We start from the raw sequence: 13,890 nt of genomic DNA, 5'->3' as shown, positions 1-13,890 counted from the left end.
GAAGCCAGCCGGACGCCCCATACGTGAGTGAACACACCCGCCCGGGCGCAAGTACTTTTTCGGCCGACCCCCAGCAGCTTCACAGAATTCTCAGCATGCACGAGGTACGGGTGGAGACACCCAACCCGCTCACAGCAAAGCCAGCTCCGCAAGTCTCCGAAGAAGCTCCGGCGAAGGCACCCCAACCCCAGCCACAGCAAAGCCAGCTCCGCAAGTCTCCGAAGGAGTTCCGGCGAAGGCCGGCGTACTGAATGTCCGCACCCAGGCTCCCAACCCGGACGGCGGCTCCCAGGGCGACAACAAGCGCGCGCCCAGCGACGAAGGAGCTTGTTTTTCTGGGAGTACCCCAGCGAGCGTTTACGCGAGCCGGGGTGGTCACAGAAAAACTCCGCGCGGAACAGGCCCAACAAACCAGACCAGTCCTGGTAGTTGTGTAGGTAGGTAGGATCTCCCCCTCAGGATTCGGAGCCGCGAGCCCCTTGACGACCCGACCATGGATGACGACTGGGCGGGTCGTCACGGCGGCGCTGCTCGCCGTCGCACTCGCTGTCCTCGCCGGTGTGCTCGTGAGCCGTAGTGGTGCTGACCAGGTGCGCACCGAGGAGCTTCGGCTCGACGTCCCGGCGGGGCCCGGCGAGTCGGGCACCGTGTCGCTCGACGTGAGCGTCTACCTCCCGGATCGCACGCCGGCTCCGGCTGTGCTCGTCGCGCACGGGTTCGGAGGCAGCAAGGCGTCCGTCGACGCGGATGCCCGTGAGCTGGCCGAGCACGGTTTCGTGGCCTTGAGCTGGTCGGCCCGGGGTTTCGGGCGCAGCACCGGGCAGATCAGCCTGGACTCGCCCGAACACGAGGTCGCGGACGCGTCCCGGTTGATCGACTATCTCGCGCACCGGCCCGAGGTTCGGCTGGACGGGCCGAACGATCCCAGGGTCGGGGTCACCGGCGGCTCCTACGGTGGTGCGTTGTCGTTGCTGCTCGCCGCGTATGACCACCGGGTCGACGCGCTCGCGCCCGCGATCACCTGGAACGACCTGGGCCAGGCACTGTTCCCGAACTCGGCCGCCAACGGCGCGCCACCCGCTGACACCCCGGCGCATCGGGTGTTCGGTGCGGACGGGGTGTTCAAGCGCGGTTGGGCGGGCATCTTCTTCTCCGCCGGGCTGACGCCGGCACCGGCTGACGCCCAGGACCAGACCGCGAACACCGCTTCGGGGGACGGTGGCGGGAACGACGGCTCCGAGCAGCAGAACTCCTCGTCCTCGGACACCTCCGGTTCCACGACGAGCTTCCTGCGGACCATGCCCGCCGACCCGGCGGGACCGCTGCCCGGCAGCACCCCGCCGACCAGCTGCGGCCGATTCGTGCCCGCCGTGTGCCAGGCCTACGCCCAGGTGGCCGCCACCGGCCGTATCGACCCGGGCACCGCGCGGCTGCTGCTGCGTTCCTCACCGGCCAGTGTGGCGGACCGGATCGTCGCGCCCACCCTGCTGATCCAGGGTGAGAGCGACACGTTGTTCGGTCTGGACCAGGCCGACGTCACCGCTCGTCAGATCGCGTCGGCCGGCGGCACCGTGTCGGTCATCTGGTACTCCGGCGGCCACGACGGTGGAGCGCCCGGGCCGGCTGTCCGCGACCGGATCACCGCCTGGTTCGACCGCTACCTCGGAACGCCACCGGGAGTGGACCTCGACACCGACGATCTGCCCGTCGTCGGTGGTCTCGACTATGCGGTCCAGGGTGGCGTGCGCGGTGGTGGCCGCAACACCCAGACCGTCCGCACCGTGGCCGCCGACCACTACCCCGGCCTGCCCGGCGCGGCTCCGGTACAGCTCGCGGAACTACCGCTGCACGGTGACCAGCAGGATGTACTGAATCCGGCGGGCGCCAACCCCGCTGCGATCACCGCGATCCCGGGAGTCGGTGGCACGCTGGGCAGCCTCGCCGGACGCCTGTCCGCGCTGACCTCGGCGTTGCCGGGCCAGTCGGCGACGTTCGCGACCGAACCGTTGGCCGAGCAGACCGTGGTCGCCGGGGCGTCCCGGGTCCGCATCGACGTGGCCCCGGTACCCGGTCAGCCGGCCACCGCCGAGGCGGTGCTGTTCGGGAAGCTGCTCGATGTGGCGCCGGACGGTCGCGCGACGCTGCTGGGCAGCGCCGTCGCTCCGATGCGGCTGACCGTTCCGCCGACCGGCACCCAGGCGACCGTGACGCTGCCCGCCGTGGTCGCGCCGGTTCCCGCCGGTCACCGCATCGCGGTGGCGCTCAGCACCACGGACCAGTCCTACCAGGGCGCCGCCGAGCAGGCGGTCTGGCGCATCGGCCTCGCCCGGAACACATCCGGGCCGCCGACGCTCGGCGTTCCGCTGGTGCCGGGTACGGCCGCCACCGCCAACACCGTCCCGCTCGGTCCGGCGATCGGCATCGGGGTGATCCTCGTGCTGGCCGCCTCGGCCGGGGTGGTGGGTCAGCTGCGCAGGCGTCGACGGGACGTCGCCGAGGCGTCCGACGACCCGCGCCCGCTCGTGATCGACGGGCTGCGCAAGACCTATCCGGGCGGCGTCAGCGCGGTCAACGGCGTCAGCTTCGCCCTGGAACGCAACCAGGTGCTGGGGCTGCTCGGCCCGAACGGTGCCGGCAAGACGACGGTGCTGCGCATGCTGATGGGGCTCATCCACCCGAGCGACGGCGGCATCACGGTCTTCGGTCATCCGGTCGCCCCCGGCGCGGCGGTGCTGTCCCGGATCGGGTCGTTCGTCGAGGGCTCCGGTCTCCTCCCGCACCTGTCCGGCGCGGAGAACCTGCGGCTCTACTGGGCGGCCACCGGGCGCCCCGCCGCCGACTCGCACCTGGAGGAGGCCCTGGAGATCGCCGGTCTCGGTGGCGCACTCGACCGGGCCGTGCGGACCTACAGCCAGGGCATGCGCCAAAGACTCGCGATCGCGCAGGCCATGCTCGGGCTGCCGGACCTGCTGGTGCTCGACGAACCGACCAACGGCCTCGATCCGCCCCAGATCCACGCCATGCGCGAGGTGCTGCGCAGCTACGCCCGCGACGGCCGTTCCGTCCTGGTGTCCAGTCACCTGCTCGCCGAGGTGGAGCAGACCTGCGACCACGTCGTGGTCATGCACCGTGGTCAGGTCGTCGCGGACGGCACGGTTGCGGACCTGGTGTCGGGTGCCGGCCAGTCCAGTTTCCGGGTCGATGATCCCGCTCGCGCGGCCGACGTGCTGCGCGACCTGGCGGGGGTCAGCGCGATCGAGGTGGACGACGAGGCGGTCTACGCCGACCTGAACGGCACGGCGCGCGCCGACGTCGTCGGGCGGCTGGTCCGCGCCGGTGTCGCGGTCGAGTCGGTCGGGCCCAGGCGACGGTTGGAAGACGCGTTCCTGCAGCTGGTCGGAGAGGACGGTCCCCGATGACGGTCGTAGAACCGGGCCAGGCGGCGACGCCCGGCTACCGACCCGGCAGGACGCTGCGGCTTCGCGTCGAGCTCGCCCGTCAGCTGGCGCGCCGGCGCACCCAGGTCGCGCTCGGGCTGGTGGCGCTGCTCCCGGTGATTCTGTGGGGCGCGTTCCAGCTGTCCGAGCCCGGTCCGCCCGGCTCGCTGTCGCTGGTCGACCTCGCCAAGACGAGCGGGCCGAACTTCACGATCTTCGCGATCTTCGCCTCGGCCGGTTTCCTGCTGGTCGTCGTCGTGGCGCTGTTCTTCGGCGACACGGTGGCGAGCGAGGCCTCCTGGTCGAGCCTGCGTTATCTGCTGGCGATGCCGGTCCCCCGCGCCCGGTTGCTGCGGCAGAAGGCGATCGTCGCCGCCGGTCTGTCGCTGGTGGCGATCCTGCTGCTGCCCGCGGTCGCGTTGATCGTGGGCTCGCTCACCTACGGGACCGGCGACCTGGTCAGCCCCAGCGGCGAGTCGCTGACGTTCGGGAACGCCGCGCTGCACATCCTGTTCGGCGCCCTGTACATCGCGGTCCATCTGAGCTGGGTCGCTGGGCTGGCGCTGCTGCTGTCGGTGACGACCGATGCGCCGCTCGGCGCGGTCGGTGGCGCCGTCATGGCGTCGATCGTGTCGCAGATCCTGAACACGATCACCGCGCTGGGCGATCTGCGTGACGTCCTGCCGACGCACTACGGGAACGCCTGGTCGGGTCTGCTGGCGGACCAGGTCGACTGGGGCGACATGACCCGGGGTGTGTTCTCCGCGCTGGCCTACTGTGCCGTGTTCGTCGCACTCGCGGTCTGGCGCTTCGCCCGCAAGGACATCACCTCGTGAGTGGTACGGGCGCCCAGAGGCGCCCGTACCACTCACGAGCCTCAGGTGACGGCTGCCTGGACGTGACGTAGGACGTCGTTCGCCGCCTCCATGTGGAGCATGTGCCCGGCCTTCACGCGCTGCAGCTCCACCCCGTCCGGCAACGGCAGGATGCGGTCGGCCTCACCCCACACGACGGTGACCGGCACGCTCACCTTGTCGAGCAGCGCCGGCAGGTCGATGGCTTGTCGGTCACCGTCGAGCAGCGTGTCCAGCAGGATCCGCAGAGCCTCGGCCACACCGTCGAGCCGCTTGTACTTCAGCAGGTCGTCCACGAGCTGCCTGGTCACCTGCGACTCGTCCGCGAACAACCGCCCGAGCAGCGGTTTCAGCTCCCGCCGCGACGCCGCGCCGGCGAACCCGCGCAGGTACTCGGCGTCCGCTTCGGAGCCGAACCCGGCAGGCGCCAGCAGTGTCAGCGACGCGACCCGGTCCGGGGTCTGCGCGGCGACCGCGGCCGCGACCGCTCCGCCGAGCGAATGCCCGACGAGGTGCGCTCGCTGGGCACCGACCGCGTCGAGCAGCCCGAGCACCACCCCGGCGAGGGTGTCGAGCGAACCGTCGCCGACGTCCTTGCCGGACTGGCCGTGACCCGGCAGGTCCAGCGCGTGCACGGTGTGGGTCTCGGACAACGGCTGCTGCACGAACAGCCAGGAGTTCTTGTCGCCCCCGAACCCGTGCACCAGGACCACCGGGTCGCCCTCGGCGGACCCGAGCGTGACGTGGGAGATGGATCGTCCCCCCACTTCGGTCGTGGCCGGTTCGATCCCGTCGCCTTCGTCCAGCTCACCGGACGCCAGCTGCGCCTTGGCCTCCTCGACCACCGCGTCGATGTCGGCGTCCGCGACGTCGGCGGGCGCCACGACCGCGAGGGTCGCGCCGACCGGCAGCTCGGCACCGGGCTCCGCCACGAGCCGTCGCAGCAGCCCTTCCTGCGGCGACTCCAGCGTGCCGGCGATCTTCTCGGTCTCGATGTCGGCCAGGTCGTCGCCCTTGGTGATGGTGTCGCCCTCGGCCACGAACCACTCGATGACCTTGCCGGTCTTCATCGAGAGGCCCCATTTGGGCATGGTGACCCGTTGGATGCGCTCGTCCGTCACAGGTTTCACCGTGTCCAGTCGACGGCGGTCTTCACCGCGCCGATGACCTTCTGGGCGTCCGGGATGAACAGGTCCTCCAGCGAGTCGGCGAACGGCACGGGTGTGTGCGGGCCGGTGACCAGCTGGATCGGGGCGCGCAGCGCGCCGAACGCCTCCTGCGCGACCGACGCGCCGATGTCGCTGGCCAGCGAGCAGCGCGGGTTCGCCTCGTCCACCACGACCAGCCGCCCGGTGTTCTCGACGCTCTCCAGGATCGTGTCCAGGTCGAGCGGGCTCGTGGTCCTCGGGTCGATGATCTCGGCCTCGATACCGGCCCCGGCCAGCTCAGCCGCCGCGTCGGTCGCAGTGTGCACCATCCTGCCGATCGCCACGATCGTCACGTCCGAACCCTCGCGGACGATATTGGCCTCACCGAACGGGATCGTGTAGCTCTCCTCCGGCACGTCGGCCGTGGTGTCGTAGAGCATCTTGTGCTCCGCGAAGATCACCGGATCGTCGTCCCGGATCGCCTGGATGAGCAGCCCCTTGACGTCGTAGGCGTTGGACGGCGCAACGACCTTCAGCCCGGGGATGTGGGTGAACGTGGACAGCAGCGACTGCGAGTGCTGCGCCGCCGCCCGCAGGCCCGCGCCCCACATCGTGCGGATGACCACCGGGGTCACCGCCTTGCCGCCGAACATGTACCGGAACTTCGCGGCCTGGTTGAAGATCTGGTCGAAACACACACCCATGAAGTCGATGAACATGAGCTCGGCGACCGGGCGCAGACCGCCGGTGGCGGCCCCGATCGCGGCGCCGATGAACGCCGACTCCGAGATCGGGGTGTCCATGACGCGGCCGGGGAACCTGCCGTGCAGGCCCTTCGTGACACCGAGGACCCCGCCCCATGCGTCGATGTCGCCGGGCGCGCCGGTACCACCGACGTTGTCCTCGCCGAACACCACGACGCGCGGGTCGCGTTCCATCTCCTGCGCCAGTGCCTCGTTGATCGCCTCGCGGTAGCTGATGCTGCGTGCCATGAGAATTCCTCCTCAGTACGAGACGTAGACGTCGGTCAGCAGGTCGGCGGCCGTCGGCTTCGGTGCGGCCTTGGCCTCGTCCACGGAGCGGTCGATCAACGCGGCGACCTCGGTGTCGATGGCGTCGAGCTGGTCGGCGTTCAGCTGGCCACCGTCGGTCACCGCCGCGCGGAACCGCTTGAGGCAGTCGAGGTTCTCCCTGGCGTTCGCCACCTCGTCGCCCCGGTAGAGCTGCTGGTCACCTTCGAAGTGGCCGAAATAGCGGGTGAACTTGACCTCGATGAGTGTCGGCCCGCCGCCCTCCCGAGCCCGTGCGATGGCCTCGCCAGCCGCTTCGTGTACGGCGAAGAAGTCGAAGCCGTCGACGATCACGCCGGGCATGCCGAAGGCGGCGGCCCGGTCGGCGATGTCATCGGTGGCGACCGACCAGGTCGAGGAGGTGGCCTCGGCGTAGCCGTTGTTCTCCGCGACGAAGATCACCGGCAGATTCCACACGGTGGCCAGGTTGAGCGACTCGAGCGTGGTGCCCTGGTTCGAGGCACCGTCACCGAAGAACGCCACCGCCACACCGCCGGTCCCGAGCTGCTTCGACGCGAGCGCACGCCCGCAGATGAGCGGCGGACCGCCACCCACGATGCCGTTGGCACCGAGCATGCCCTTGGACAGGTCGGCGATGTGCATCGAGCCGCCCTTGCCCTTGCAGGACCCGGTGGACTTGCCGTAGATCTCGGCCATCATCCCGATCACGTCGACGCCCTTGGCGATGCAGTGACCGTGGCCGCGGTGGGTGCTGGCGATCGCGTCCCGGTCGTCGAGGTGCATGCAGATGCCGGTCGCGGACGCTTCCTCCCCCGCGTAGAGGTGGACGAATCCGGGGATGTCGCCGCTGGCGAACTCCTCGTGGACGCGTTCCTCGAAGTCCCGGATGGTGCGCATCGTGCGATACGCCTCGAGCAGCTGCTCGGGGCCGAGCTCTTGGCTCACCGTGCTGTCCAGGGTGTCGGTCATACCATCACGATCCCTCCGTCGATCATGACCGACTGTCCGGTCATGTAGTTCGAATCAGGTCCTGCCAGATAGGAGACGAATCCGGCCACGTCGTCGGGGGTCTGTACCCGGCCCAGTGCGATGAGCTTGGAGAACTCCTCCAGCGTCTCGCCCTTCTCGTTGCCCAGGTAGCCGCCCATCTTCTCGTCGATCAGGTCCCACATGTCGGTGCCGACGATCCCCGGGCAGTACGAGTTGACGGTGATCTGGTGCTGCGCCAGCTCCTTGGCGGCGGCCTGGGTGATGCCCCGGACCGCGAACTTGGTCGCCGAGTAGTGCCCGAGGAGGCTGAAGCCCGCGTGTCCGGCGATCGACGCGGCGTTGATGATCTTGCCGCCGCCACCCTGGGTGATCATGCGCGTCGCCGCCGCCTGCAGGCAGTAGACGACGCCGAACACATTGACCGAGAACATCGTCCGCAGGTCGTCCGGCGTGACCTCCAGCAGAGTCTTGACCTGCGCGATGCCGGCATTGGCCACCATCACGTCGACGCTGCCGAGCTCACCGGCCACCGCGTCGACCATGGCGAAGACGGCGTCCCGGTCGGTCACGTCGGCGGGCACCGCCATGGACCGCCCGCCGATCTCCTTCGCCACCGCCTCGGCGCTCTCGGCGTCGACGTCGTTGACCGCGACCGCGTGCCCGTCCCTGGCCAGCCGCAAGGCGATGGCCCTGCCGATGCCGCGACCGGCGCCGGTGACGATCGCGGTGCTCACAGCAGTGCTTCCTGGGGAGACACGAGGATCTTCACGTTCTCCTCCTTGTTGTCGATCAGCTCGCGGAACCCGCCGGACACCAGGTCGTCGAGTCCGATCCGGCCGGTGATGAACTGCCCGGCGTCGACCTTCTTGTCCCGAAGCAGCGCGATGGTGTCGGAGTGGTCCTCGCAGTAGGCGAGTGAGCCGATCACCGCGACCTCGGAGGCGACCAGCGCGTTCATCTGGACGGTGGCCTCGTGCCCCCAGATCGCCACGTTGACCACCGTCCCGCCGGGGCGGACCGAGGCGATCGCCCCGGCGAGCACCGCGTCGATGCCGGCGCACTCGAACGCCACGTCGGCACCGGCGCCGCCGGTCAGGTCGCGGACCGCGCTCGTCACGTCCACCTCGGTCGGGTCGAGCACGACGTCCGCACCGGCACCGGGCGCCTTGCCTTTGCGCGCGGCGGCGGGCTCGACGGAGATGACCTGACCGGCGCCCCGGGCCTTGAGCGAGGCGATGGTGACCAGACCGATCGGGCCCGCGCCGAACACGACGGCGGTGTCGCCCTCACGCATCGGTGACAACCGCGCCGCGTGGTACCCGACGGCGAGCGGCTCGACCAACGCACCGACGTCGGTGCCCAGGTCGCCGAGCGGGTGAATCCACTTCTGGTCGACGACGCAACGCTCGGAGAACCCGCCCTGGGTACCGGACAGGCCGACGAACCCGAACGTGCGGCAGATGTTGTACCGCCCGGCCGCGCACGCCGGACATTTCCCGCACACCAGGTACGGCTCGACGGCGACCTTGTCCCCCACCGACATGCCGGACACGCCGTCACCGAGCTCGGCGATCGTGCCCGCGAACTCGTGCCCCATGACGACCGGCAGGGTCTCCCCGGTCAGCGGATGCGGGGAGCCGGGCGGTGGGATGAACAGCGGTCCTTCGAGATATTCGTGCAGGTCGCTGCCGCAGATCCCGCACCAATCGACCGCGACCTTGACCTGACCGGGGCCCACCTCCGGCTCGGGTACCTCGTCGATCCGGATGTCGCCGCGTCCGTGGAACCGTGCCGCTTTCATCGAACCTCCTGGTAGCTGTTCATCGGTGCAGCGTCGAGGACGAACTCGGACACGAGCAGGTGCCGCTCGGCAGCCGCGGCCAGCGCGGCACGCACGTCCACCACTCTCGGTCCGGTCGAGGTGAGGGTCACGGTCACCGGGGCCGACGGGCCGAACTCGATCTCGCGTTCACCGTCGACGGCCACGGTCCCTCGGGCGACCGCGCTGGTCACCGGGCTGTCCGGCAGCAGCGGTGCGACGTCGTGCAGCCCGACCGAGGCGAGCACGCCCGGCGCGATCGGCGCGAGGACCCGCCTGGTGGCGTCCTCGGAGCCGGCGAGGCGGACCCGCACCCCGTTCGCCTCGGTACGTCCGACCGGCGCCGCGAGACCGGCGATGGCGGACAGCCCGATCGCGTGCGGTTCGGCGAACGCGCAGTACAGCTCACGCAGCGGCCCGATCTCCCACAGCGCCCGCGCGCCGACGTGTGCCACGGTCGAGATGCACACGTCGACGAGAGCGTTCTCGACCTGGTCGGCGCAGTTCACCCGCAGTGCCTTGGCCCGGTAGGTCGCTTCCGCCTCGCTGATCCGTTCGGTGGCGAGCAGGCCGGCCGCCGTGCCGGCGACGGTCGCCTCCCACATCTCCGGAAATGCGTTGTTCGTGCCGGTGGACAGCGGCAGCACGGGCAGGTCACCGCTGTGAACGGCGGCCGCGCGCACCGTGCCGTCCCCGCCCAGCACGACAAGCACCCGGACGCCCAGCTCACGCATCCGGCGGACCAGCGTCTTCGTGTCCTCGGCGGTGCCGGTGGGCGCGAGCTCGCAGAACTCCAGCTCCGGCCATCGGCCCTCGCGTTCCCGTCGCTTCGCGGCCGCACGCAGCACGCCGGCGGCGACGCCCATCGCGTCGGTGGACATGTGCACCCGCTCGACGCCCAGTGCGCCTGCCGCGGAGATCAGCCGCAGCGCCATGTTGGTCTTCTCCGCATTCGGGAAGACCGAGGCACGCGCGACGAGCCGCCGGATGTCCCGCCCCGACATCGGGTTGACGATGATGCCGAGCGACGAGCCAGGAACCACGGGCAGCTGCACCGACCAGCTCCTTTGCTGTGCGCGTCACCGTGCGATGTGTCCCACCTCACCCCAAGCTGACGCACACAGCAACAGTTGCACCACCGTTGCAGCCGACGGCACGAATGTGGCTTCAGGGACGTTGAACGTCCCTGAAGCCACATTCGTGTCACTGGGGGCGGGCGGCCAGCGCGTGTACGCCGGGGGCGGTCGAGCGGGCCGCGAAACCTGACGCGAGCAGGTCGGGCAGCGTCACCTCGATGCCGGGGCCGATGCGGTACGGCCTGGCCTGCAGCAGACCACCGAGGGTGCGCCGCAGACGGGACAGCTCGGCTCGCAGGGTCACCAGGTGTTCGCCGTCGCCGTACAGCGCGCGGCTCAGCTCGGCCGCGTTCATACCCTTCTGCCCCGCCGCCGCGAGCAGCAGGAGCACCTCGGCGTGCCGGGTCGACAGCGGATGGATCCACACGTTCGTGCCTTCCACGACGGCTCTCGCTGGTCTGACGTCCAGCTCGAGCCGCAGCCGCATCCGCTCGGTGGCGCTCCCGCTGCGCGCCGAGGCATCGGCGCGCAGCAGCCAACCTCCGGGCACCGCCTCCGGCTGGCACGGGCCGACGCCGTGCACCGCGAGCGGGAGGCCCTGCCGGGGCACCGACACCCGGTCCAGTGGCGCCATCCCGGCCACGGCGGCGACCCATCCGTGGTCGTCGACGACGAGACCGGGGCCGTTGATCCCGGCGAGCAGGGGGGCGCCGATCGTGCGCAGCGCGTCGAGGCGGGTCTCGTGCTGGCGCCACAGGCTGGACTCGGCGAGCTTCACCGCCGTGCACACCAGTGCCACGGTCGTCGGGTGCACCGTCTCGGCCGGCCCGCTGACGTCGACGACGCCGAGTAGCTCACCGGTGCGCGGGTCGTGGATCGGGCACGCGGTGCAGGTCCAGGCATGTTGGCTGCGGACGAAGTGCTCGGCCGAGAAGATCTGCACCGGCGCCCCTTCGACCAGCGCCGTGCCGATCGCGTTCGTCCCGACGATTCCCTCTGACCAGCGTGCACCCTCGATGAACCCCAGCGCGTCGGCACGGTGCCGGACCCTCGGCGCGCCCTCGCGCCACAGCAGGACACCCTGCGCGTCGGTGATCACCATGACGTGCCGCGCGTCCTCGGCGACCGAGGTCAGACTCGCCCGCAGCTCCGGGAGCACTCGGGCCAGCGGTGAGGTCTGGCGGCGCAGCTCGACCTCGTCGAGAGCGACCGCGGCCGGCGGGTCACCCAGGTCCGGACTCACGCCCTGGCTGCGGACCCTCGTCCAGGACCGGCCGACCAGGTCACGCGGCGGCACGGGCGGCCGGTCGCCGGTGAGCAGAGCACTGTGTACCCGGGCGAGCAGCCGGGCATGCCGACCCAGGTCGACCCCGGGCCGGACCGCGCAGACGCCTTCGTCCACCGACATACCTCCGAGAGCGGTCTGTCACCCTCCGCCCGGAGCCCAGCCTAGGTAGAGCGTGTGCGCTACGCCATAGCCCGGACGTGGTCGCGCCTCAGGGCGCGGCGCGGGTGGGCTCCTCCAGCACGGCGGCGGCACCCGGGTCCAGCGGGGGAACCGCCTTGCGGGCCCGTGGCGTCCCCAGCAGAACTCCACCGACGATCACGACGCCGGCCACCAGCTCGATCCAGCTGGGCCGCTCGGCGAGCAGCACGAACGCCAGCCCGATGCCGACGACCGGGACGAGCAGCGAGTAGGGCGCCACCATGCCCGCCGGGTAGCGCCCGAGCAACGCCGTCCACATGCCCTGCCCGATGATCGTCGCGCACACGACGAGGTAGCCCAGCGCGGCGAGACCCGGAATCCCTGCCGGGGTCACAGCGGTGGCCAGTGCTTCGCCGATCGCGCGTGGGCCCTCCACGAACCAGGACAGCAGGAACAGCGGAACGGGCGGGACCACCGACATCCAGAGCATGAACCGCAGCGGGTCGTCGGTCTCAGCCTTGCGGCTGCACAGGTTCCCGAACGCCCAGCCGAGCGCCCCGAGCAGGCACAGCATCAGCGGGAGGATCGGCGCGACCGCCGATCGAGCCACCGCGATGGCCACCAGACCGGCCACGGCGGCGCTGATCCCGATCGCCTGCCGGCGGCCCATGCGTTCACGCAGCAGGAGCGCGGCGAGGACCGCGGTGAACGGCGCCGAGGCCTGCAGGACGAGCGAGGCGAGCCCGGTCGGCAGGCCGGCGGACATGGAGAGGAACAGGAAGGCGAACTGCACGGTGCCGAACCCGACGCCGTAGCCGACCAGCCACCGCCACCGGACGTTCGGCCGTCGCACGAACACGACCGTCGGAATCGCCAGCACCAGGAATCGCAGTGAACCGAGCAACAGCGGCGGAAAGTGGTCGAGCCCGTAGTGGATCGCCAGAAAGTTGGCCCCCCACAGCACCGCCACGACAACCGCCAGCATCCGATCCTTGAACGTCACGCTCCCAACGTCCGTGACTACAACTAAAAAGACAATCAAGATAATCTGTGCCTATTGTTTAGGGTTGCTTCATGGATGTTCGTCGGTTGCGGGTGTTGCGTGAGTTCGCCGATCGTGGCTCGGTGGCGGCGGTCGCCGAGGCGTTGTCCTTCACCCCGTCGGCGATCTCCCAGCAGCTGGGTGCCCTGGCTCAGGAGGTCGGGCTGACGCTGACCGAGCCGGCGGGCCGGGGTCTGCGTCTCACCGAGGCGGGCCGTGAGCTGGCGGGACAGGCCGACTCGGTGCTCGCCGCGCTCGCCGAGGCCGAAGCCGCCGTGCAGCGGTACCGGTCCGAGCCCCGGGGCGTGGTGCGGGTCGCGATGTTCCAGTCCGCGGCGCGGCTGCTGCTGCCGGCGCTGTTGCGCCGGGTCGCGGCGAACCCGCACATCGACCTGCGGTGTACCGACGTCGACATGGTGCCGAACGAGGTCCCCCAGCTGGCCGCCGATTTCGACCTGGTGATCGCACACCGCGACGAGCACTCCGCGCCGTTCTCCACCGACCGCTGGGAGGTCACCGCGCTGCTGCGCGAGCCCCTGGACGTGGTCCTTCCCCCCGGTCACCGACTCGCCCGCCGCCGGGGCCTGCGCCCGGCCGACCTGGCGGACGAGTCCTGGATCAGTGTGCGCGACGGATTCCCGGTCGACGATGTCCTGCGCTCGATCGCGATCCGCACCGGGACCCAGCCCCGGATCGTGCAGCGCATCAACGACTTCGGAGTCACCGAGGAGCTGGTGGCCGCCGGTCTGGGCATCGCGCTGCTGCCCCGCTACTCGACCGACGACCGGGGCGGCCGGCGACTGGTCCGGCGCCCCCTGACCGGCGTGCACGCGGCGCGCCTGGTCGAGGCGATAGCCCGCCGGAGCACCCTGGTCCGCCCAGCCGTCCGAACGGTCCTCAACGCCCTGCGCACGGAGGCCGACGCGGTGACGTCGCGGAGCTAGCCGCGGAGGCTGTTCGGGCGACTTCGCAGAGCTTCATGTCGCATCGCAGACGCTGCAGTGTGTGCGATGCAACGTGAAGCTCTGCGAGGTGGTGCGTGGGCCCAGGAGTTGTGGCCCGGTCCG

General features: G+C 70.6%; 11 protein-coding genes. 3 read left to right on the top strand and 8 right to left on the bottom strand.

The window, feature by feature from the left end:
- Positions 1-497 precede the first annotated feature (497 nt).
- Both G406_RS0125485 and G406_RS49840 read left to right on the top strand, forming a co-directional pair.
- Positions 498-3,419: an alpha/beta fold hydrolase gene (locus tag G406_RS0125485; RefSeq protein WP_028935940.1), complete on the top strand. Its 2,922-nt coding sequence runs from the start codon at positions 498-500 to the stop codon at positions 3,417-3,419.
- Positions 3,416-4,273, top strand: a complete 858-nt coding sequence (locus G406_RS49840) for an ABC transporter permease (protein WP_156935161.1) — start codon at positions 3,416-3,418, stop codon at positions 4,271-4,273. The genes G406_RS0125485 and G406_RS49840 overlap by 4 nt, the downstream gene beginning before the upstream one ends.
- A 41-nt stretch (positions 4,274-4,314) precedes the next feature.
- On the opposite strand, the gene G406_RS0125475 is transcribed toward G406_RS49840, so the two are convergent.
- The 8 genes from G406_RS0125475 to G406_RS49825 form a co-directional block, all read right to left on the bottom strand.
- Positions 4,315-5,412, bottom strand: a complete 1,098-nt coding sequence (locus tag G406_RS0125475; RefSeq protein ID WP_028935939.1) for an acetoin dehydrogenase dihydrolipoyllysine-residue acetyltransferase subunit — start codon at positions 5,410-5,412, stop codon at positions 4,315-4,317.
- A gap of 5 nt (positions 5,413-5,417) precedes the next feature.
- The gene (locus G406_RS0125470) at positions 5,418-6,431 is read right to left on the bottom strand and encodes an alpha-ketoacid dehydrogenase subunit beta (protein ID WP_028935938.1); all 1,014 of its coding nucleotides are present in this window, start codon (positions 6,429-6,431) and stop codon (positions 5,418-5,420) included.
- A gap of 12 nt (positions 6,432-6,443) precedes the next feature.
- Positions 6,444-7,439, bottom strand: a complete 996-nt coding sequence (locus G406_RS0125465) for a thiamine pyrophosphate-dependent dehydrogenase E1 component subunit alpha (protein WP_028935937.1) — start codon at positions 7,437-7,439, stop codon at positions 6,444-6,446.
- Complete coding sequence (locus G406_RS0125460) at positions 7,436-8,194, bottom strand: acetoin reductase (RefSeq protein WP_028935936.1); 759 nt, start codon at positions 8,192-8,194, stop codon at positions 7,436-7,438. The genes G406_RS0125465 and G406_RS0125460 overlap by 4 nt, the downstream gene beginning before the upstream one ends.
- Positions 8,191-9,261, bottom strand: coding sequence for a 2,3-butanediol dehydrogenase (locus G406_RS0125455; RefSeq protein ID WP_028935935.1), 1,071 nt, complete (start codon positions 9,259-9,261; stop codon positions 8,191-8,193). The genes G406_RS0125460 and G406_RS0125455 overlap by 4 nt, the downstream gene beginning before the upstream one ends.
- Positions 9,258-10,334: an ATP-NAD kinase family protein gene (locus G406_RS49835; RefSeq protein WP_245607213.1), complete on the bottom strand. Its 1,077-nt coding sequence runs from the start codon at positions 10,332-10,334 to the stop codon at positions 9,258-9,260. The genes G406_RS0125455 and G406_RS49835 overlap by 4 nt, the downstream gene beginning before the upstream one ends.
- Before the next feature lie 148 nt (positions 10,335-10,482).
- Complete coding sequence (locus G406_RS49830) at positions 10,483-11,757, bottom strand: GAF domain-containing protein (protein ID WP_425414621.1); 1,275 nt, start codon at positions 11,755-11,757, stop codon at positions 10,483-10,485.
- A 94-nt stretch (positions 11,758-11,851) separates the two neighbouring features.
- Positions 11,852-12,784, bottom strand: a complete 933-nt coding sequence (locus tag G406_RS49825) for an EamA family transporter (protein WP_156935160.1) — start codon at positions 12,782-12,784, stop codon at positions 11,852-11,854.
- 71 nt (positions 12,785-12,855) lie between these two features.
- Between G406_RS49825 and G406_RS0125435 the strand changes: the two genes are divergently transcribed.
- Complete coding sequence (locus tag G406_RS0125435) at positions 12,856-13,767, top strand: LysR family transcriptional regulator (RefSeq protein ID WP_028935934.1); 912 nt, start codon at positions 12,856-12,858, stop codon at positions 13,765-13,767.
- Positions 13,768-13,890 lie beyond the last annotated feature (123 nt).

Source organism: Actinospineispora spinosispora DSM 44797 (assembly GCF_000429025.1).
In the GTDB taxonomy this organism is placed as follows: domain Bacteria; phylum Actinomycetota; class Actinomycetes; order Mycobacteriales; family Pseudonocardiaceae; genus Pseudonocardia; species Pseudonocardia spinosispora.
This window is presented reverse-complemented; position numbering and strand designations above follow the sequence as displayed.

What these genes read in the sequence shown, in the direction of transcription:
- G406_RS0125485 (WP_028935940.1), top strand. Translation starts at nt 498, where the DNA reads ATGACGACTGGGCGGGTCGTCACGGCGGCGCTGCTCGCCGTCGCACTC.
- G406_RS49840 (WP_156935161.1), top strand. Translation starts at nt 3,416, where the DNA reads ATGACGGTCGTAGAACCGGGCCAGGCGGCGACGCCCGGCTACCGACCC.
- G406_RS0125470 (WP_028935938.1), bottom strand. Translation starts at nt 6,431, where the DNA reads ATGGCACGCAGCATCAGCTACCGCGAGGCGATCAACGAGGCACTGGCG.
- G406_RS0125465 (WP_028935937.1), bottom strand. Translation starts at nt 7,439, where the DNA reads ATGACCGACACCCTGGACAGCACGGTGAGCCAAGAGCTCGGCCCCGAG.
- G406_RS0125455 (WP_028935935.1), bottom strand. Translation starts at nt 9,261, where the DNA reads ATGAAAGCGGCACGGTTCCACGGACGCGGCGACATCCGGATCGACGAG.
- G406_RS0125435 (WP_028935934.1), top strand. Translation starts at nt 12,856, where the DNA reads ATGGATGTTCGTCGGTTGCGGGTGTTGCGTGAGTTCGCCGATCGTGGC.